The sequence below is a fragment of the Castellaniella sp. genome (genome assembly GCF_049673105.1).
GTDB lineage: Bacteria > Pseudomonadota > Gammaproteobacteria > Burkholderiales > Burkholderiaceae_B > Castellaniella.
Map to the genome: position 1 here is coordinate 1 of NZ_JBATXG010000016.1, position 19,461 is coordinate 19,461.

Here is a 19,461-nt window from a genome sequence, read left to right on the forward strand (position 1 = left end):
GACAAGCGCCGGGGAAACCGTCCGCCGGGATGCCGGCGGACGGACGGCCAGCCGCGCTTAAGCCGGCTCCAGCACCAGCAGACCCGTGGCGGTATTGGAAATCGGCACATGATAATGGGCGTGATGGCGGCGCACCGGCGTATCGTCCAGCACGCCGCGCGCCGCCACCCACATCAGCAGCTCGATCCCCTGGGTGCCGGCCAGTTCCACCAGATCTTCGTTGGAAAAACGCGTGATCCATGTCGGATCATCCACCAGACTGTCCATGAACTGCAGATCAAAAGGCTTGTTGATGAAGCCGGCGCGCTCGCCATCCAGTTGGTGGGACAGGCCGCCGCTGGCGATCACCAGCACCCGCCGCTCATCGTCCCAGGACTCGATGGCGCGACGCAGGGATTGCCCCAGCCGGTAACAACGGGAAGCCGAGGGGTATGGCGCCAGGACCGTATTGATGCAGACCGGCACGATCTCTACCGGCCAGGCGCCGGACTGCTGGCCTTCGGGCCACAGCAGGGCCAGCGGCAGGGACACCGCATGATCGATCAAGGCTTCCTGGCAGGTGGTGATGTCGAATTCATCGGCCACCAGCGTTTCGACGATGTGCCAGGACAGATCCAGGCAGCCACGCGGCTCGACCAGGGCGGGAATGCCCCAGCCCTCGTCCGCCGTCTGATAGGACGGCGCCGCGCCCACGGAAAACGTCGGCATCTTGTCCAGAAAAAAATTCAGGCCATGGTCGTTGTGCAGAATGACGACCACATCGGGGCGCATCTCGGCCAGCCAGTCGCGAGCCTGGTCATAGGCATCGAAAAAGGGTTTCCAGTAGGGTTCCTGCTGCTTGCTGCGGGCGAGCGCACCGCCTATGGCCGGAACGTGGGATGTGCTGATACTGCCAACAAGATGTGCCATATTCATGCTCCTGCCGCGGCGAGTTTCGCCTGAAATTCCTGCTTGCTCACGCCGGTCTGCTGGGCGCCGATATCCTGCATGTCCAAGCCGAAAATACCGGCCAGCTTGGCCAGATAATAGGGGTGGCCACCGGCTGCGATCATGCGCAACACTTCGCGGCTGCGCACGGCGGCCTTCTGGGTATCATCCAGGCGGTATCGTTCCATGTAGGCTTCCTCGTCCTGCTGAAACGCCGCCCGGCACTGGGCCGAATTAAAACTGAAGCACATGCGGTTCAGGGCATAGCCGATCCGCGCCAGATCGCCATCAAAGATCACGGTGCCGGGGATGGTGCGCCGGCGTGATCGGGTCTGGGCCGTCGTCATAGGGGGTCTCCTTGAAAAATGCCCCGCCCGGGTGCGGGGGTCGCAGGCTTGATACAAGCCCTGGGGCTACTGCACATCAAACCGGTCCCATCATGCTGCTGAGCCGCACGGCAGGGAATGGATTTTTATAGTTTAAAAATGTACATTTCGTGGATATCCCCCAGACAGCTTCGCCATGACAGACCTGATCCCCGCGCCACCCGCCCACGACCACACCTCCGTGCCGATCTATAAGCTGTACGGCTATGGCAATGTCTGGACTCATCCGGATCCGCTGTACTGCGAAACCATCGCTGCACAGGAAAAATTGCACAATTGGCATGTCACTGCGCACAAGCATACGGATCTGTTCCAGATCCTGTTCCTGCAATCCGGCGACGCCAAAGTCGTGCTCGACGGCCAGGCCCAAACCCTGTGCGCACGCACGGCGCAGCCACCGACGGACAACGGCCAGCCTGACGTCGGCCCCTTGCGGCTGGGCGCTGGGCACGTAGTGCTGGTTCCCCCGCACGTTGTCCACGAATTCATGTTCCAGCCCGGCGCAGGCGGCTACATTCTGACCCTGACCTATGCCCTGCTGCAGCCGCTGTGCCTGCGCCACAGTCTGAGCCTGCACACCCTGGCGGGACCCGCCCTGCTGACGCTGGGCGCGCAAGACGCCTACACGAGCCACACATTCGACCAGTTGGACCAGGAATACCACCGTCCGCATCACCCACAACGCGGCCCCTTGCTGGAAGCACTGCTAGGCAGCATTCTGGTATGGATCCACCGCCATCATGCCCCCCGTTGCGACCGCGCGGCGGAACCGTCGTCCGGCAGCCTGCATCTGGCGCGCTATGCGCAGATGATCGAAATGCACTTTTCCCGGCAGCATCAGGTCGGCTGGTACGCCGGGCGCCTGGGCGTGACGGCCGCGCACCTGAACAGCATTGCCCAGACGCTGGCGGGCAAGACAGCGTTGCAACTGATCCACGAACGCCTGGTGCTGGAAGCACGCCGCGAATTGATCTACACCCCCCGACCGATCAGCGCCATCGCCGACTCACTGGGCTTTGCCGATCCCGGTTACTTCACACGCTTTTTCAAACGCTTGGCCGGCCTGTCCCCGAAAGACTTTCGGCGCAGGATGTTGGACGGCGGCCCGGACATCGCCGCTTGACGATCAAACCACGGGTTCGTAAGGCAGACCCACGTAGTTTTCCGCGATGGTGGTCAGGCCCGCCTGCGTGCTGGTGTAGTAATCCTGCTCGGCCTGCTGGATGCGCTGATTGAAGGGATCGCCCTCGAAGGTATGCAGCAACGACGTCATCCACCAGGAAAAGCGCTCTGCTTTCCAGATACGGCGCAGACAGATCTCTGAATAGCGATCCAACAGCTCGGGGCGATTGTCCAGGCAGGCCCCGCGCAAGGCATGGTACAGGGTATAGACGTCGCTGGAGGCCAGGTTCAGACCTTTGGCACCGGTGGGCGGCACAATATGCGCGGCATCACCCACCAGGAACAGTTGCCCAAAGCGCATGGGTTCCGCCACGAAACTGCGCAGCGGCGCAATGCTTTTCTCGAACGACGGGCCAGTCTGCAATTTGGCGGCCACGTCTTCGGGCAGGCGGGCCGACAGCTCCGTCCAGAAACGGTCGTCGGACCATTCCTCGACATGTTCCGCCAGGCTGCACTGCAGATAATAGCGGCTGCGCGTGTGCGAACGCATGCTGCACAGGGCGAAGCCTCGCGGATGATGCACATAGATCAACTCGTCTTCGACGGGCGGCGTGTCGGTCAGCAGGCCCAGCCAGCCAAAGGGGTAGACCCGCTCGAAATTCTTGATCCTATCCTGCGGCACCGACTGGCGCGACACGCCATGAAAACCATCGCACCCGGCGATGTAATCGCAGTCCAACGTCTGGCGATGGCCTTCGTGCATAAAGGTGACGCGCGGTTTGCCAGCCATAAAGTCGTGCAATTGCACGTCGGTGGCTTCGTAGTAGATCGGCGCGCCGCTGGCCCGGCGGGCATCCATCAGGTCATGCGTCAGTTCGGTCTGCCCGTAGACCAGCACGGATTTGCCCGTCAGGCCCATCAGGTCCACCCGCTGCCTGCGCCCCTGAAAGGCCAGCGTGAAGCCGTCATGCTCCAGCCCTTCGGCGTCCATGCGCGCGGATACGCCGGCTTCGCGCATCAGATCGACGAAGCCGTATTCCAGCACCCCGGCCCGCACCCGCCCCAGGACATAGTCCGGGGTATGGCGTTCCAAAATCACGTTATCGATGCCGCAGCGATGCAGCAATTGACCCAGCAACAGCCCCGAAGGGCCTGCACCGATGATCGCCACTTGTGTTTTCATAGTCTCCTCCTGCCGGACTTGGCGCCCCCTGGCGCTCGGATAAGCCCGGAACTGGCCTCATGGTGCCTGCCAGCCGCTCATTTTGGAATGGATTTTTCAAGCATAAAATTGCCAAAATGAACTATCTACAGACTGCCCCTCTGTTTCAGCTTTATGGCGAACAAGCCGGATGGCCCCTGGCAGAAATGCTGCACTGCGAAACCATCGCATCCAGAAGCAGCTTGCACAATTGGCATATTCGACCACATCGCCACGCCGGCCTCTACCAGATTCTGTACCTGCATCAGGGGCGCGCCATCGTCAGCCTGGAACAGCGTCGTCCCGCCATCCGGGCTCCGGCGGTCGTCGAAGTGCCCCAGGCCTATGTACATGGTTTTGAGTTCGACGCCGATTGCGCCGGCTACGTCATCACGATCACCAACGCCCTGCTGGCGCATCTGACACAGCGGCTTGGTCCATCAGGGGCTGCTCCGCACCATCCGATGCTGCACCGCTTGACTGCCGGCGCGCACAGCGACAGCCTGCACGAGGCCTGCGCCCAGCTCAACGCGCAATACGCTGCTCGCCTGCCCTTTCGAGAGGCCCAGATCGAGGCCTGGCTGACCCTGCTGTACGCCCGCCTGCGCCATCATCCCGCCCATGACGCCCCCACCCGACAGCCCGATCGGGGGATGCAACACTATGCCCGGTTCGGCGAACTGCTGGAACGGGCCCACAGCCGACAGCATGCGGTCGCCTGGTATGCCGACACGCTGGGGCTGAGCACCACGCACCTGAACCTGATCACGCGCACTCACGCCGAGAAAACCCCCTTGCAACTGATCCATGAGCGCCTGGCCCTGGAAGCCAGCCGCAGCCTGATCTATACCTCGATGACGATCAGCGAGATCTCGGATGCGCTGGGATTTTCGGAACCCGCGCATTTCACGCGCTTCTTTCGCAAAGCCGCCGGACAATCCCCACGGGATTTCCGGCAGCGGATGCAGAGCGCGGTCAGCGGTCTTGAAAAGCCTTAGAAAAAGCCCAGAGCATTGGGGCTGTAGCTGACCAGCAGGCACTTGGTCTGCTGATAGGCGCTCAGCGCCATCTTGTGGGTTTCGCGTCCGATGCCGGATTGCTTGTAGCCGCCAAAGGCGGCATGCGCGGGATACAGGTGAAAGCAATTCGTCCACACCCGCCCCGCCTGGACCTGACGCCCCACGCGGTAGGCCTGCGAGCCATCACGCGTCCAGACCCCCGCGCCCAGGCCGTAATCGGTGTCGTTGGCGATGGCGATGGCTTCGTCCTCGTCCTTGAAAGTCGTCACAGCTGCCACGGGGCCGAAGATTTCCTCCTGGAACACCCGCATGCTGTTCTCGCCGAACAGCAGCGTCGGCTTGACGTAAAAACCGTCGTCCAGCCCTGCCCCCGGCGCATTGCGCGCGCCCCCGGTCAGGCAGCGGGCGCCCTCGTCGCGGCCGATGTCGATGTAGCCCAGAATCTTGTCCATCTGCGCCCTGGACACCTGAGCGCCCAGCATGGTGTCCGCAGCCAGCGGATGGCCCGCCTTCATGGATTCGACCCGCTTGACCGCGCGCTCGATGAAACGCTCGTAGATGGATTCCTGGATCAGGATGCGCGACGGGCAGGTGCAGATCTCGCCCTGATTCAGGGCGAACATGCTCAGGCCTTCCAGCGCCTTATCGAAAAAGGCGTCGTCCTGGTCCATGACGTTGGCAAAGAAGATGTTCGGACTCTTGCCGCCCAATTCCACCGTGCTGGGAATCAGATTGTCGGCGGCGGCATGCAGGATGTGTTTGCCGGTCGGTGTGGATCCCGTGAAGGCGATCTTGGCGATGCGTTTGCTGGACGCCAGTGCTGCGCCGGCTTCCCGGCCAAAACCGTTGACGATATTCAGCACGCCAGGCGGCAGCAGATCGCCAATCAGTTCCATCAGCACCAGGATCGACGCGGGGGTTTGTTCTGCGGGCTTCATGACCACGCAGTTGCCCGCCGCCAGCGCCGGCCCCAGTTTCCAGGCGGCCATCAGCAGGGGAAAGTTCCAGGGGATGATCTGGCCGACCACGCCCATGGGTTCGTGGAAATGGTAGGCCACGGTGGTGTGGTCGATCTCGGAAATTCCGCCTTCCTGGGCGCGGATGCAGCCGGCGAAATAACGCATGTGGTCGATGGCCAGCGGCAAGTCCGCCGCCATGGTTTCGCGCAGCGGCTTGCCGTTGTCGATGGTCTCGGCCACCGCCAGCAGGCGTAAATTCTGTTCCATGCGATCGGCAATGCGCAGCAGCACGCCGGCGCGTTCGGCCACCGACGTTTCACCCCAGGCCTTGCGGGCGGCATGGGCCGCATCCAGGGCCGCCTCGACGTCGGCGGCGTCGGATCGCGGCACCTCGCAGAACACCTGCCCGGTAATCGGCGACAGATTATCGAAGTAATTGCCGGCAGCCGGCGCCACCCAGCGCCCGCCGATATAGTTTTCGTAGTGTTTTTTATAGGGAAAGCCGATGTCGATCCCAAAGTGCTTCAGGTCGGTCATGTCCATGTCTGTCTCCTTGATCCGGGGCGTTTGTTTCCCTGCCGGGGCGCCGCCTTGTCCGATGCACCATGCACCGGCGCTTGATCTTCTTAAAGCAAGGACCATGCCAGACACCTTTTCCTGCCGGGCAAGCCAGCCAACGGGCGAGCGTTCCCCACGAGGCACAGGGCTTTCCTTACGCTGGCAGCAGTGGCATACTGAAACGGAACCTGCTTTAAAAACAGAGACTTGTCGCATTTTGCGACACTTTCCCCTGCATTTTGCGACAGCGGCGCCTCATCATGCATCACATGCGCCGCTACCCGGACGGAGACGCCGATATGCAGCATCCACCGCCACTCGTTCTCGCCCCTGACACCCGCTCCCAGGCGGCGGCCCGCATTCATCAATCCTGGACCCGCTGCGCCGATCTGGACCCGCATCTGCTGAACGATCCAGACCCATTGCCCAGAGCGGATCTCAGCCTGAAGATCGAAACCCACCAGCCGCTGCTGCGATATGCGGAACCCAGCCTCATCGCGCTGGGCGCCCTGGTCGGGTCGACCAACGGCATCGCCATCCTGGCCGATCCCAGCGGCCTCATCCTGCACGAACGCGGCAACCCCAGCTTTCTGGACAAGGCCCAGCGCATCGCACTGCGCGCGGGAGTCAACTGGGCCGAATCCCAACGCGGCACCAACGCCATCGGCACAGCGTTGCATGATGGCCATGCCGTTCGCGTGCATGGCGCCGAACACTTCCTGGCCCGCAACAGCATCCTCAGCTGCCATGCCGCGCCGATTTTTTCGGCCATCGGGGAAATCCTGGGCATTCTGGATCTCTCCTGCCCGGTCGACGCCCAGAGCCTCTACGCGCTGCCCCTGGTGCAGCGCCTGGCCCAGGGCATCAACAACCAGATCCTGTTCGGCAGCCCGCTGCGGCGGCTGGACTTCCATCTGGGCGAAAGCCCCGGTCCGGATAGCGCGCCGGCCATGCTGCTGCTGGACGACGATGCCCGGATCGCGGGCGCCAACGAAGCCGCCCTGCAGGCGCTGGGCGCCGACTGGCAGCTGATCGGCACACCCTGCGCCCAATGGATAGACGGAGTCCTGCACACGCGCGACACCCGCTTGCGCCGACATGACGGCCAGCCGCTGACCGGGCGCCTGCATGCGCCCACCCGAACCCTGGTCTCGCTCAGCCCGGACGGCCCATCCCCAGCCCGCCCCTCGCTGCCCGACGCGCCGCCCCAAACGGACGCCCTTCACGCCCCTTTGCTGCAGCAGGCCATCCGCGCCATCGACAGCGGTCTGGCTGTATTGCTCCAGGGGGAAACCGGCACCGGCAAAGAAGTCCTGGCGCGGCATATCCACACCGGCAGCCGCCGTCGTCAAGGCGCGTTCATCGCCATCAATTGCGCGGCCCTGCCCGAACATCTGATCGAATCCGAACTATTCGGCTACGAAGCCGGCGCCTTCACCGGCGCACGCCGAGAAGGCTCACGGGGCCTGCTGCGTCAGGCGCATCAAGGCATCCTGTTTCTGGACGAAATCGGCGACATGCCCTTGGGTCTGCAAACCCGTCTGCTGCGGGTGCTGCAGGAACGAGAAGTCCAGCCGCTAGGATCGGACAAGCGCGTGGCGCTGGACGTCGGCCTGATCAGCGCCAGCCATCATGACCTGAAAGCCCTGGTCGATCAGGGCCGATTCCGCGCCGATCTGTACTACAGGCTGCAGGACATGCCGCTGGCCTTGCCGCCCCTGCGCCTGCGGCCCGACCTGGCTCAGTTCATCCACACGCAATATCAGGCGCTGGGCGGGCAGCTGAGCCATGACGCTGCCGATGTGCTGGCGGGCCACGCCTGGCCGGGCAACTACCGCGAACTGCGTAGCGTCCTGCGGCGGCTGCGCTGCCAGTACCCAGAGCCAACGCCGATCCAGGCGCATCAATTACCGCCCGATGTGGCGACCGCCAGCGGGACCGACGCGCCCGGCACCGCCCCTGCGGGGGACGCTACCGCCTCTTCTGCACCGACCGCAGCGCGGTCCGACTCCTCCGCGCGGCTGCATGATGTCCAGCAAGCCACGATCCAGCGCGTCTTGCAGGAATGCGCCGGCAATATGGCCCAGGCGGCGCGCCGCCTGGGCATTCACCGCAGCACCCTGTACCGCCGCTTGAAATGACACAGGCCGCCCCGAGGGGCGGCCTGTGTCGACATCACCGAAACCAACGGCTTGGCGCCAGCGATTACTGACCTTCCAGGAAGGACTTCAGCTTGTCCGCCCGGCTGGGGTGACGCAATTTACGCAGCGCCTTGGCCTCGATCTGGCGGATGCGCTCGCGAGTGACGTCGAACTGCTTGCCGACTTCTTCCAGCGTCTGGTCCGTGCTCATTTCGATGCCGAAACGCATGCGCAGGACCTTGGCCTCGCGCGGGGTCAGGGAATCCAGCACTTCCTTGACGACATCGCGCATGGAACCATGCAGCGCGAAATCCGACGGCGACACCGTGCCGGTATCCTCGATGAAGTCGCCCAGATGGGAATCATCATCGTCGCCGATAGGCGTTTCCATGGAAATCGGCTCTTTAGCGATCTTCAGGATCTTGCGGACCTTGTCTTCCGGCATGTCCATTTTTTGCGCCAGGGTCGCGGGATCGGGCTCGGCGCCCGTTTCCTGCAGGATCTGACGGTTGATCCGGTTCATCTTGTTGATCGTTTCGATCATATGCACCGGGATCCGGATCGTGCGGGCCTGGTCAGCGATGGAACGCGTGATGGCCTGCCGGATCCACCATGTGGCATACGTGGAAAACTTATAGCCGCGCCGGTACTCGAATTTGTCCACCGCCTTCATCAGGCCGATGTTGCCTTCCTGGATCAGGTCCAGGAACTGCAAACCGCGGTTGGTGTACTTTTTAGCGATCGAGATCACCAGACGCAGGTTGGCCTCGGTCATTTCGCGCTTGGCCTTGCGGGCCTTGGCTTCGCCAGTGGCCATGCGCTTGTTGACGTCTTTCAGGTCTTTCAGCGGCAAGACGACGCTGCGCTGCAGCTCAATCAATTTTTGCTGAATTTCCTGCACAGCGGGGGCATGACGTTCCAATGTTTCGGAATAGGCATGGCCGGCAGCGACTTCCTGCACCACCCAATCCAGATTGGTTTCATTGCCCGGGAAGGCCTTGATGAAATGCGCGCGAGGCATGCCGGCGCGGGTGACGCAGATGGACATCGCGGCGCGTTCTTGGGTGCGGACCTCTGCAACCTGGACGCGCAAGGCATCGGCCAGACGCTCGACCATTTTGGCGGTAAAGCGCACGCCCATCAGTTCAGCGTGAATGGCTTCGCGGGCTTCGACGTACGCCGGGGATTTATAGCCCTCGTCTTCGAATGCCAAACGCATCTTGTCGAACCAGGATTCGACCACATCGAATTTCTTCAGTGCCTTGGTGCGCAGGTATTCCAGTTGCTTGCTGCTCATGCCGCCAGCCGGACCGTCGTCGTCGTCCGACGTCACCCCGGAACCGGCGTAGTCCTCGCCTTCCTCGTCGATCAGGCCGTCGACGACCTCGTCGATCTGGGCGGAGCCTTCGCGGACCTTGCGAATGTGTTCCAGGATTTCATTGACCGTGGTCGGGCAGGCGGCAATCGCCATCACCATGTGTTTGAGGCCGTCTTCGATGCGCTTGGCGATCTCGATTTCGCCTTCGCGGGTCAAAAGCTCGACCGTGCCCATTTCACGCATGTACATGCGCACCGGATCGGTCGTGCGACCGAAATCGGAATCCACCGTGGTCAGCGCGGCTTCGGCTTCGTCTTCGACGTCGTCGTCGCTGGTCGCCGACGGCACGTTGTCGCTCATCAGCAGGGTTTCGGCATCGGGGGCCTGGTCGTAGACCTTGATCCCCATGTCGTTGAAGGTGCTGATGATGCCGTCGATGGCTTCGGCATCGACCAGATCGTCGGGCAGATGATCGTTGATTTCGCCGTAGGTCAGGTAGCCGCGTTCCTTGCCCAGCTTGATCAGGATCTTCAGGCGGTTGCGCCGGGCTTCCTGTTCTTCCGGGGTCATCTGGCTGCGCGATGGGCTTTCTTTTTCGCCCTTGGCACGCTTGCCGCCCCGTTTAGGCAGGGGTTTCAGATCGGGGATGACCTCGCCGTCATCGGCATCATCATCCGAATAGTCGGCGCCATCGCTGCCAGCGTTTTTCGCCGGACGACCGGGTTTGCGCCCGCTGGCGACCTTGGGCGCGCGCGGCGTCGTGGCCGCCGCCTTCTTGGCAGGGGCTTTCTTGGCTACGGGCTTGGCGGCGGCCTTTTTCGTCGCCGCCGGCTCTGCCGCCGTCACACTGGCCGCCTTGACCACGGATTCGAGCTCGGCGCTCTGGGCCTTGGTTTTCTTGGCTGCCGTTTTTTTGGCAGCCGCAGGGGTTTTGCCAGTTGCTTTGGTGGTCATGTGCTCTTTCCGTTCTCAGTTCAGTTGCCGGGTCGGGCAACATTCCGGGTCGACAATTCCGTTGAAGGCGCTCAACTTATTGAAAACCATGTAGTTTACTGCACTTGCCAGGAAGATTCATCCTGCCGGGGCCTTCAAGCGGGCCAGCCGGCGGCTAAGGTCCTGATACCGGCGGCGCTGCGTTTCATCGCTCAGCCCCGCCTCGATCAGTCGATCGCATTGTTCCTGCACCGCCTGCAATTCGATATTCCGCAGCGCATCGCGCCATTCCGCCTGGGGATCTGGCAATTCCTGCGTCAGGATTTCGGTGGACAGGTCGCGGATCGCCGCAGCAAGGTCCGAATCAGGATCGGCGGCTTCCAGCAAAGCGCCCGCATGACGTCCGCCGCAGACGCTGGCCAAGCCGATCAATTCCCGAACCATGTGCAGATGGGGATGATGAGCCAATAATTCAAGCTGCTGGTCGCCCAGTTCATCCACCAAAGCCGGATGCGCCAGCAACAGCCGCAGCAAACGCCGCGCCAGCGGCGTCACCGTGCGCGACTGAGCTGCGCGAGTACGCCGGCGCCCGCCTGCAGAGGAACGCCCCTCGGGCGCTCCGGCCTGGCCGAATCCTGCCGCCAGCCAGGGGGGTTCTTGCGTCGATGCCGCGGCTGCCTGCCACTCTTCTGCGGCGTCCCCTGCCGCACCGGCATGCATCGGCCCGTCGGACCGCCGAGCCTGTCCCGGCGGCTGCGCTGCGATCGTCGCCGGCCCGCTGGCCAGCATTTGGCTGAGTTCTTCCGGCGTCAGACGCACCTGCTGGGCGAATTCGCGCTCGACCTGCAAGCGGAATCCGCCTTCCGGCATCTGCGCAAACAGGGGCCGCGCCTCGTGCACACAGGCGGCACGGCCCTCTGCCTCGCGCAGGTCGTGACGCCCGCCCAGCTCTTCCAACATGAAGCGCGACAAGGGCAAAGCCTCGCCCAGACAAGCTCGCAAGGCTTGCACACCGTACGCTCGCACATAGGAATCCGGGTCCTGCCCCTCGGGCAGAAACAGAAAACGCATGGAAATGTCTTCGGCCACCCACGGCAGACAGGCCTGCAAAGCGCGCCAGGCCGCCTTGCGCCCCGCCCCGTCGCCATCGAAACTGAAGATGATGCGATCGCTCGCACGGCACAGCTTTTGCAGATGATTGCTGGTCGTGGACGTGCCCAGCGTGGCGACCGCATTGTTCAAGCCGTACTGCGCCAAGGCCACCACGTCCATATAGCCCTCGACGACCAACACGCAGCCCTCGCTGCGGATGCCGGCGCGGGCCTCGTACAAGCCGTAAAGCTCGTGCCCTTTGGAAAACAGACTGGTCTCGGGCGAATTCAGGTATTTGGGCTCGCCGGCCTCGATCAGGCGCCCGCCAAAGCCAATCAATTGCCCCCGCGTGTTCAGGATGGGGAACATCACCCGAGCGCGAAAACGGTCATGACGGCGACCGTCTTCGGCCTCGATGACCAGCCCGGACTCGATCAGCGCAGGGTCTTCGTAGTGTTCAAACACACTGGCCAGACCACGACGGTCGGCGCTGGCCCACCCCAGCCCATAACGGGCGGCAATCTCGCCGCTGAGTCCGCGCTTTTTCAGGTAGGCGATGGCTTGAGGCGCCTGCTTCAGCGCTGCCCGATAATGAGCCTGCGCCTGCTGCAACACGTCACGCTGACGGGATCCTTCCTCGCGGCGCTCACGCTCGGCAGCCCGCTGGCGCGGACTGCGCGGCTCTTCGGGCACCGTCATGCCCACGCTGGCAGCCAGTGTGCGCACGGCTTCGGGAAACGGCGCGCCGGTATGTTCGGTCAGGAAATGGATCGCACTGCCGTGCGCGCCGCAGCCAAAGCAGTGATAAAACTGTTTGGTGGGGCTGACCGTGAACGAAGGCGATTTTTCAGTGTGAAAAGGGCACAAACCCAATAGGTTTGCGCCCCCTTTGCGCAGCTGCACATACCGCCCGACAACATCGACGATATCTACGCGCGCCAGCAGTTCCTGGATAAATGATTCAGGAATCAATCAATAGAGTCGCGGCGGCAGTTGTTGGCTGCGAATGCGTTTGTAGTGGCGCTTGACGGCAGCAGCCAGCTTGCGCTTACGTTCAGCGGTGGGCTTCTCGTAGAATTCACGCGAACGCAGCTCGGTCAAAAGACCGGTCTTTTCGATGGTGCGCTTAAAGCGTCGCAGGGCGGCCTCGAAGGGCTCGTTTTCTTTGAGGCGGACAATCGGCATGTAAATCCTTGAAAGCCTGTAAAAATCATGAATGTCGGCAACACCCCACGGGCGACCGGTGCATTCACGGTTGGGTTAATGGAAAATATCCATATAAGACAGCAGGAGATTCTAGCACGAATCGGGCCCGGAATCTATGATTTTGCATCCGGATAAGCGGAACGCACACCTTTGCGGATCCAGGATTCCAGCTGATGCGGGCGCAGGCTGTCATAATCTTCGAAGGGCTGGTGAATCCAGGGATTGGTGGGCAACTGATCCACGAAGTAATCCGGTTGGACTTTGGCATGGCCCTTTTGCCACAACACAGCCGTGCGCATCTCGGTGATGCCGGGGAACTGCTTGAGCAAATGATCATGCACCCGGCTGAAGGTCAGGCCGGTATCCACCATATCGTCCACCAGCAAGACCTTGCCTTCCAGTGTGCCGCGGGTGATGGTGATGAACTGCGCGATGTCCAACTGCCCCTGCACTGTACCGGCAGCTTCGCGATAGCTGCTGGTCGCCAGGATGCCCAGGGGCACGTCGAAAATGCGCGACAGGATATCGCCGACCCGCACGCCCCCGCGCGCCAGGCACAGGATCTTGTCGAAAGCCCAGCCGGACTCATGCACCTGCAGGGCCAGACGCTCGACCAGCGCGTGATATTGTTCCCAACTGACCCAGAGATCGCGGTCGGTGCTCGACGGAATGCCCATGGTTCTGTCCTTTTGTTTTTTTAGCCTTGGAAGGGGTGACGCAGCACGATGGTTTCCAGCCGGTCGGGACCGGTCGACACCATATCGATCGGCACATCGCAGACTTCCGCGATGCGTTCCAGATAGCGCCGGGCATTGATCGGCAGCTTGTCGTATTCGGTGATGCCCACCGTGGATTCCGACCAGCCGGCCATCTCTTCCAGCACCGGCTCGGCCTCAGCCGCCGCATGGGCGCCATAGGGCAGCACGTCCAGGAATTGGCCTTTATAGCGGTAGCCCACACCGATCTTGAGCTGCTCGACGCCATCGAGCACGTCAAGTTTGGTGATGCACAGCCCCGTCAGGCCATTGATCATGACCGAACGCTTCATGGCGGCGCCGTCGAACCAGCCGCAACGGCGGGGGCGACCGGTGACGGAACCAAATTCCTTGCCCACCGTGGCCAGCCGCAGACCGGTATCGTCCAGCAATTCGGTGGGAAACGGCCCCGATCCGACACGCGTGGTGTAGGCTTTGGCGATACCCAGCACATAGTCCAACGCCTGCGGCCCGACGCCCACGCCTGCCGAGGCGGCGCCCGCCACGCAATTGCTGCTGGTGACAAATGGGTACGTGCCGTGATCGATGTCCAGCAAGGTGCCCTGGGCGCCTTCGAACAGCAAGCTATGGCCGGCTCGGCGAGCAATATGAATATTGCTGGAGACATCCGCCACCATCGGTTCGATCTGCGGCGCCAGCGCCATGACTTGATCGCGCACCTGATTGGCCTCGATGGCCTTGGCGCCCAGATACTGGGTCAGGACGAAATTGTGATAATCCAGCACTTCGGCCAGTTTTTCATCGAAGACTTCCGGATCGTACAGATCCTGGACACGCAAGGCGCGCCGGGCGATCTTGTCTTCGTAGGCAGGACCGATGCCGCGCCCCGTGGTGCCGATCTTGCCCTCGCCCTTGCGGGCTTCGCGGGCCTGATCCAGCGCCACGTGATACGGCAGGATCAACGGGCAGGCGGCGGAAATCTGCAGCCGCGAACGCACATCCAGCCCCGCAGCTTCGAGTTCGCCGATTTCGGCCAGCAAGGCTTCGGGCGACAGCACCACGCCATTGCCGATATAGCACGTGACGTGCGGGTGCATGATGCCCGACGGGATCAGGCGCAAAATGGTCTTGCGGCCATTGATCCACAGTGTATGGCCGGCGTTGTGCCCGCCCTGAAAGCGCACGACCCCCTGGGCTGACTCGGCGAGCCAATCCACGATCTTGCCCTTGCCTTCGTCACCCCACTGGGTGCCAATCACGACGATGTTCTTGCTCATAAGCCTTGCTTGCGGCGGCACCATGCCGCCTAAAGAAACGAATAAGTTTATACCATCAGACAGCGACGGACCGCAGGGTCCAACCACTGTCCGCCGAGATCAATTCCTGATCGATCTGGAATTCATCGTACTGCTGCGGCTCGCCCGGCAGGCTTTGGATCACGATATGGCCCTGCATGCGCAGGGAGCTGATCACTTGAGCCAAGCCGGGATCATCCGACCAGGGCGCACGAATGGCCCGGGCCCGTTGCGCATCCGGCAGACCTGCCGACAGCTTGCGCAGATCCAGGCTGAAGCCCGTCGCCGGACGCGACCGACCGAATTTACGGCCAATGCCGTCATAACGCCCGCCGCGCACCAGCGCATCATGCCAGCCGGCGGCATAAATCGAAAACACAGGGCCGGAGTGATAGCCATAGCTGCCGCCCATATCGGCCAAGTCGATGGCGATGGGCGCATCCGGCAGCGCCATGCTCAAGGTATGCAACGCATCCAGCGCCGCATGCACGGCTGGCAGATCCGGCAGACGCTGGCGGGCCTGATCGACCACGGACAGATCGCCATACAAAGCGGTCAGCGCCTGCAAGGCCTGCAGCGTATCGGGCCTGGCCTGGCATTCCTGGCACAGGGCCTGAAGGCCTGGCACGTCCTTGGCGCTCAGCAGGTCGAACACCAGATTGGCGACCTCGGCCAACGCGGGATCAGCATCTACCAAGGCCCTCCCCACCCCCGGATGATTCAGATCCAGACGCGGCTGCAGGACACCGGCGCGACGCACGGATTCCAGAGCCAGGCGCACGCATTCGATGTCCGCCTGCACCCCGGCATGGCCAAAAATTTCCGCGCCGATCTGCAGCAGCTCACGATCCGAGGTCAGGCCCGCCGGCCGGGTATGAACCACCGGACCGCAGTAACACAGACGAGTCACACCGGGCCGATTCAGCAGATGGGCATCGATGCGCGAGACCTGCACGGTCATATCCGCTCGCACCCCCATGGTCAGCCCCGAGAGCTGGTCCACCAGTTTGCAGGTACGCAGACGCAGGGCCTCGTCGTTGGCCAGCATCAGGGAATCCAGGTATTCCACCATCGGCGGCGCGACCAGCTCGAAGCCGTAGGTGCGATACAGATCCAGTAATTCACGACGCAGCTCTTCGATGCGCCGCGCTTCGGCGGGCAGGATGTCCGACAGATTTTCCGGCAACAGCCAGTTCGACATCATGAGAGATTCATTCCAAAATCACAGCCAAAAGAAAAACGGCCCGGCGCCCGGCCAGGCCGTTTGCCGGGAGTCCTTAACGCGCAGCCGGCTTGTCGCCCTTGGCACGATCCCAATAGCGGAAGAAATCCGAATCGGGGCTGAGCACCAAGGTATTGCCGGATTCGGCAAAGGCCGAACGGTAGGCGTCCATGCTCTTGTAGAAGCTGTAGAACTCGGGGTCCTTGCCGTAGGACTGCGCGTAGATGGCAGCCGCCGTCGCATCGCCCTCGCCTCGCTTGGCCTGCGACTCGGCATAGGCCTTGGCCAGGACTTCCTGGCGTTTGCGGTCGGCTTCGGCGCGGATGCGCTCGCTGTCGGCAGCACCGCTGGCGCGCAGGCGGTTGGCTTCCTGCTTGCGCTCGGCTTCCATCCGGCGATAGACCGATTCGGAAATTTCCGGCGCGAAATCGATACGGCGCAAACGCACGTCGACCACATCCACCCCAAAAGGTTTGGCCCGCTGGGCCACCGAGGACTGGATTTCCTTCATGATGGTGTCGCGGTCGCTGGAGACCACCTGCTTGACCGTGCGCAAGTTCACCGCCGCGTTCAGGGCGTCGCGAATCTGGGCCTGCAGGCGCTCAACCGCTGCGCCGCTGTTGGCGCCGAACGTCACGTAATACAGGCGCGGGTCGGCGATACGCCATTTGACGAAGGAATCGATCAGCAGGTTTTTCTTTTCAGCCGTCTGAATGCGTTCCGGATCACGCGTTTCGATGGTCTGCAGACGCTTGTCCAGGTAGACCACATTTTCAAAAGGCGGCGGGTATTTGAAATACAGGCCGGGCTTGGTAATCGTTTCACGCACTTCGCCCAGTGCAAACACCAGCGCTGAATCCTGTTCTCGCACGACGAACAGGCAGGACGACAAAGCGGCGACCAGCAGGACTAAACCAACCAGGGCAGGAAAAAAACGTTGCATCTTGAGCTCCTAGTTCGAGTACGGGCTGCGCATCAGCGAATCCAGGCCCGAGGGCACGCCCCGGGCCGAGGACTGACTGGATGGGGCCGTCTTGGACGTCGCTGCCTGGGCGCCGCCAGCGCCTGCCGCACTGACAGGAGAACTACTGGACGAAGACGAACCCGATGAGGCATCGGCTGCCGAACCGGAACCCGTCCCGCTACGGGCGGCTTGGCTCATGATCTTGTCCAGCGGCAGATACAGCATATTGTTGCCCACTGGCGCATCGATCATGACCTTGGCCGTGTCGCTCAAGAGATCCTGCATGGTTTCCAGATAGATACGTTCGCGTGTAATGGCCGGCGCCTTGGCGTATTCGGCTGCCACGCTGTCAAAGCGCGACGTATTACCCTGCGCCTGGCCGATGACCTTGGCGCTGTAGCCTTCGGCTTCCTGGACCATGCGGGCCGCCTGGCCTTCCGCCTCGGGCAGAACCTGGCTGGCGTAGGCATTACCTTCGTTGATCTGGCGTTCACGATCCTGACCGGCCTTCACGGCGTCGTCAAAGGCGGCCTGCACCTGTTCCGGCGGCTGCACGTTCTGGATGGCGACGGTGGAAATCTGAATACCGGTGTTGTAGCGATCCAGGATGCTTTGCGCCAAAGTCTGGACTTCGGCAGCGACTTCGGTCCGCCCGGAATACAAGACGAAGTCCATGGGTTTACGCCCCACGATTTCGCGCATGCCGGTTTCTGCGGCCTGACGCACGGACTCGTCCGGCTGACTGGTATTGAACAGGTAGTCCGGCGCCCCGTCGGGACGCAAGCGGTACTGCACCACGAACTGCACATCGACGATATTTTCATCGTTGGTCAGCATCAGGGATTCAGACAGGACTTTGTTGCGCGAGGATCCCCGAAAGCCGACTTCGAAGGTGCGCAGCTGGGAAATATTGACGTCCTGGGAATTCTCGATCGGGTACGGCAGGCGCCACTGCAGACCAGGGCTGAGTGTATGGGTGTATTGCCCGAAACGCGTGACCACGGCCACCTGGCCTTCCTGGACGATCATGAAACCGCTGGCCAGCCACAACAAAGCGGCCAGCACGATCAAGAGAATCACGAAACGCGGCGAAGGCCCCGGCAGGGACGGCAGACCGCCGCCCGAGGGCATGCGCGGGCCACGCCCGCCGCCTCGCTTGCCGAACAGGCCGCCCAGGCGCTTGTTGAAGTCGCGCCAGACCTCGTCCAGATCGGGCGGACCGCCGGCAGGGTTGGGCTTGTTGGAAGGCTCGTTATCCTGATTCTGTTGACCACGCCCCCAGCCCGGATCATTCAGGTTGAACAGTTTCATTCCACGCATTGTTTCCCGTAGGCTCCCCAAATTCTGCAATCGACCGCCGCAAGCCGTCGAGACCGCTGCGCTGCAGCGCACTGACAAAGACTCGCGCAATCGTACCATGTTCATTTCGTTCGACCCGCGGTTCATATCCCGCCGTGTCGATTTTGTTATAGACACGGATTTGCGGAATCTCATCCGCGCCGATGTCTTTCAGCACCTTGTTGACTTCGTTCGCCTGCTCGTCGCGCTGCGGACTGGCGGCATCGATCACGTGCAGCAGCAGATCGGCATGCACGGTTTCTTCCAGAGTCGCCCGAAACGCCGCCACCAGCAGCGGCGGCAGAGACCGGATGAATCCCACCGTATCGGATACCACGACCTGCCCCGCGCCTTCGATCCAGACGCGACGCGTAGTGGTGTCCAGCGTGGCGAACAGCTGATCGGCAGCATAGGCGTCGGCCCGTGTCAGGGCATTGAATAGCGTCGATTTCCCCGCATTGGTATACCCCACCAGAGACACCGACAAGGTCTGTCCTCGCACCCTGGCGCGCCGCTGCGTCAGACGCTGGCGCTGCAGACGATCCAGCTTTTCACGCAAGGCCTTGACCCGGACGCCGATCAGACGCCGGTCGGTCTCCAATTGGGATTCGCCGGGCCCGCGCACGCCGATCCCGCCCCGTTGGCGTTCCAGGTGAGTCCACATGCGCGTCAGGCGGGTAGATAGATGCTGCAGCTGCGCCAGTTCGACCTGCACCTTCCCTTCGTGACTTTTGGCCCTGAGGGCAAAAATATCCAGGATCAGGGCGACGCGATCGACGACCCGGACCTCGAAGTGACGTTCCAGATTGCGCTGCTGCGCCGGGGTCAGCGGCTGGTCGAAGAGAACCACCTGCGCATCCACGGCTTTGACCAGCGCGGCGGCCTCTTCGATTTTGCCGGATCCGATGAACCCCGCCGCATCCGGCCTGCTGCGCCGAACCACCAGCACTTCGGCGATATCCGCCCCCGCGCCGCGAGCCAGCATCAGGAATTCTTCGGCATGCGCCGTGTAGTCGGGATCCCCCAGATCGACGCTGATGACCAGGGATTTCATCGCCAATCCC

16 protein-coding genes are annotated in these 19,461 nt (G+C 62.5%); 3 read left to right on the forward strand and 13 right to left on the reverse strand.

Features of this window, described 5'->3' with window-relative positions; genetic code table 11:
• Positions 1 to 57: 57 nt before the first annotated feature.
• Both WBF69_RS05880 and WBF69_RS05885 read right to left on the reverse strand, forming a co-directional pair.
• Complete coding sequence (locus WBF69_RS05880) at positions 58 to 909, reverse strand: class III extradiol dioxygenase family protein (protein ID WP_424262180.1); 852 nt, start codon at positions 907 to 909, stop codon at positions 58 to 60.
• A gap of 2 nt (positions 910 to 911) precedes the next feature.
• Positions 912 to 1,274, reverse strand: coding sequence for a protocatechuate 4,5-dioxygenase subunit alpha (locus tag WBF69_RS05885; protein ID WP_424262182.1), 363 nt, complete (start codon positions 1,272 to 1,274; stop codon positions 912 to 914).
• A 175-nt stretch (positions 1,275 to 1,449) separates the two neighbouring features.
• Here WBF69_RS05885 and WBF69_RS05890 point away from each other — a divergent pair, with 175 nt between their 5' ends.
• Positions 1,450 to 2,436 (forward strand): AraC family transcriptional regulator, encoded by a 987-nt coding sequence (locus tag WBF69_RS05890; RefSeq protein ID WP_424262184.1) that lies wholly within the window; start codon positions 1,450 to 1,452, stop codon positions 2,434 to 2,436.
• Positions 2,437 to 2,439: 3 nt separating this feature from the next.
• On the opposite strand, the gene pobA is transcribed toward WBF69_RS05890, so the two are convergent.
• Entirely contained in the window at positions 2,440 to 3,618 is a 1,179-nt protein-coding gene (pobA, locus tag WBF69_RS05895) for a 4-hydroxybenzoate 3-monooxygenase (RefSeq protein ID WP_424262186.1), read from the reverse strand.
• A 116-nt stretch (positions 3,619 to 3,734) separates the two neighbouring features.
• On the opposite strand from pobA, the gene WBF69_RS05900 reads away from it, so the two are divergent.
• Positions 3,735 to 4,634 (forward strand): helix-turn-helix domain-containing protein, encoded by a 900-nt coding sequence (locus tag WBF69_RS05900; protein WP_424262188.1) that lies wholly within the window; start codon positions 3,735 to 3,737, stop codon positions 4,632 to 4,634.
• On the opposite strand, the gene exaC is transcribed toward WBF69_RS05900, so the two are convergent.
• Complete coding sequence (gene exaC, locus WBF69_RS05905) at positions 4,631 to 6,157, reverse strand: acetaldehyde dehydrogenase ExaC (protein ID WP_424262190.1); 1,527 nt, start codon at positions 6,155 to 6,157, stop codon at positions 4,631 to 4,633. The genes WBF69_RS05900 and exaC overlap by 4 nt on opposite strands.
• Before the next feature lie 275 nt (positions 6,158 to 6,432).
• Here exaC and WBF69_RS05910 point away from each other — a divergent pair, with 275 nt between their 5' ends.
• Positions 6,433 to 8,313: a sigma-54-dependent Fis family transcriptional regulator gene (locus WBF69_RS05910; RefSeq protein WP_424262192.1), complete on the forward strand. Its 1,881-nt coding sequence runs from the start codon at positions 6,433 to 6,435 to the stop codon at positions 8,311 to 8,313.
• Positions 8,314 to 8,377: 64 nt separating this feature from the next.
• Here WBF69_RS05910 and rpoD read toward each other — a convergent pair whose 3' ends face one another.
• From rpoD to hflX, 9 genes are all read right to left on the reverse strand, one after another.
• Positions 8,378 to 10,585, reverse strand: coding sequence for an RNA polymerase sigma factor RpoD (gene rpoD, locus WBF69_RS05915; protein WP_424262194.1), 2,208 nt, complete (start codon positions 10,583 to 10,585; stop codon positions 8,378 to 8,380).
• A 117-nt stretch (positions 10,586 to 10,702) separates the two neighbouring features.
• On the reverse strand, positions 10,703 to 12,628 hold the full coding sequence (dnaG, locus tag WBF69_RS05920) for a DNA primase (RefSeq protein ID WP_424262196.1): 1,926 nt from the start codon (positions 12,626 to 12,628) through the stop codon (positions 10,703 to 10,705).
• Positions 12,629 to 12,841, reverse strand: coding sequence for a 30S ribosomal protein S21 (rpsU, locus tag WBF69_RS05925; RefSeq protein ID WP_298015764.1), 213 nt, complete (start codon positions 12,839 to 12,841; stop codon positions 12,629 to 12,631).
• Positions 12,842 to 12,975: 134 nt separating this feature from the next.
• Positions 12,976 to 13,539, reverse strand: a complete 564-nt coding sequence (locus WBF69_RS05930) for a phosphoribosyltransferase (protein ID WP_424262198.1) — start codon at positions 13,537 to 13,539, stop codon at positions 12,976 to 12,978.
• A 20-nt stretch (positions 13,540 to 13,559) separates the two neighbouring features.
• Positions 13,560 to 14,855 carry an adenylosuccinate synthase gene (locus WBF69_RS05935; RefSeq protein WP_424262200.1) on the reverse strand — a complete coding sequence of 432 codons (1,296 nt, stop codon included), beginning with the start codon at positions 14,853 to 14,855 and terminating at the stop codon, positions 13,560 to 13,562.
• Between the two features lie 55 nt (positions 14,856 to 14,910).
• Positions 14,911 to 16,074, reverse strand: coding sequence for an ATP phosphoribosyltransferase regulatory subunit (locus WBF69_RS05940; protein WP_424262260.1), 1,164 nt, complete (start codon positions 16,072 to 16,074; stop codon positions 14,911 to 14,913).
• Between the two features lie 76 nt (positions 16,075 to 16,150).
• Complete coding sequence (gene hflC / locus WBF69_RS05945) at positions 16,151 to 17,038, reverse strand: protease modulator HflC (RefSeq protein WP_424262202.1); 888 nt, start codon at positions 17,036 to 17,038, stop codon at positions 16,151 to 16,153.
• Between the two features lie 9 nt (positions 17,039 to 17,047).
• On the reverse strand, positions 17,048 to 18,370 hold the full coding sequence (gene hflK, locus WBF69_RS05950; RefSeq protein ID WP_424262204.1) for an FtsH protease activity modulator HflK: 1,323 nt from the start codon (positions 18,368 to 18,370) through the stop codon (positions 17,048 to 17,050).
• On the reverse strand, positions 18,348 to 19,451 hold the full coding sequence (hflX, locus tag WBF69_RS05955) for a GTPase HflX (protein ID WP_424262206.1): 1,104 nt from the start codon (positions 19,449 to 19,451) through the stop codon (positions 18,348 to 18,350). Before hflX ends, hflK begins: the two co-directional genes overlap by 23 nt.
• Between the last annotated feature and the right edge of the window lie 10 nt (positions 19,452 to 19,461).

What these genes read in the sequence shown, in the direction of transcription:
- WBF69_RS05880 (WP_424262180.1), bottom strand. Translation starts at nt 909, where the DNA reads ATGGCACATCTTGTTGGCAGTATCAGCACATCCCACGTTCCGGCCATA.
- WBF69_RS05885 (WP_424262182.1), bottom strand. Translation starts at nt 1,274, where the DNA reads ATGACGACGGCCCAGACCCGATCACGCCGGCGCACCATCCCCGGCACC.
- WBF69_RS05890 (WP_424262184.1), top strand. Translation starts at nt 1,450, where the DNA reads ATGACAGACCTGATCCCCGCGCCACCCGCCCACGACCACACCTCCGTG.
- pobA (WP_424262186.1), bottom strand. Translation starts at nt 3,618, where the DNA reads ATGAAAACACAAGTGGCGATCATCGGTGCAGGCCCTTCGGGGCTGTTG.
- WBF69_RS05900 (WP_424262188.1), top strand. Translation starts at nt 3,735, where the DNA reads ATGAACTATCTACAGACTGCCCCTCTGTTTCAGCTTTATGGCGAACAA.
- exaC (WP_424262190.1), bottom strand. Translation starts at nt 6,157, where the DNA reads ATGGACATGACCGACCTGAAGCACTTTGGGATCGACATCGGCTTTCCC.
- WBF69_RS05910 (WP_424262192.1), top strand. Translation starts at nt 6,433, where the DNA reads ATGCATCACATGCGCCGCTACCCGGACGGAGACGCCGATATGCAGCAT.
- rpoD (WP_424262194.1), bottom strand. Translation starts at nt 10,585, where the DNA reads ATGACCACCAAAGCAACTGGCAAAACCCCTGCGGCTGCCAAAAAAACG.
- rpsU (WP_298015764.1), bottom strand. Translation starts at nt 12,841, where the DNA reads ATGCCGATTGTCCGCCTCAAAGAAAACGAGCCCTTCGAGGCCGCCCTG.
- WBF69_RS05930 (WP_424262198.1), bottom strand. Translation starts at nt 13,539, where the DNA reads ATGGGCATTCCGTCGAGCACCGACCGCGATCTCTGGGTCAGTTGGGAA.
- WBF69_RS05935 (WP_424262200.1), bottom strand. Translation starts at nt 14,855, where the DNA reads ATGAGCAAGAACATCGTCGTGATTGGCACCCAGTGGGGTGACGAAGGC.
- WBF69_RS05940 (WP_424262260.1), bottom strand. Translation starts at nt 16,074, where the DNA reads ATGTCGAACTGGCTGTTGCCGGAAAATCTGTCGGACATCCTGCCCGCC.
- hflC (WP_424262202.1), bottom strand. Translation starts at nt 17,038, where the DNA reads ATGCAACGTTTTTTTCCTGCCCTGGTTGGTTTAGTCCTGCTGGTCGCC.
- hflK (WP_424262204.1), bottom strand. Translation starts at nt 18,370, where the DNA reads ATGAAACTGTTCAACCTGAATGATCCGGGCTGGGGGCGTGGTCAACAG.
- hflX (WP_424262206.1), bottom strand. Translation starts at nt 19,451, where the DNA reads ATGAAATCCCTGGTCATCAGCGTCGATCTGGGGGATCCCGACTACACG.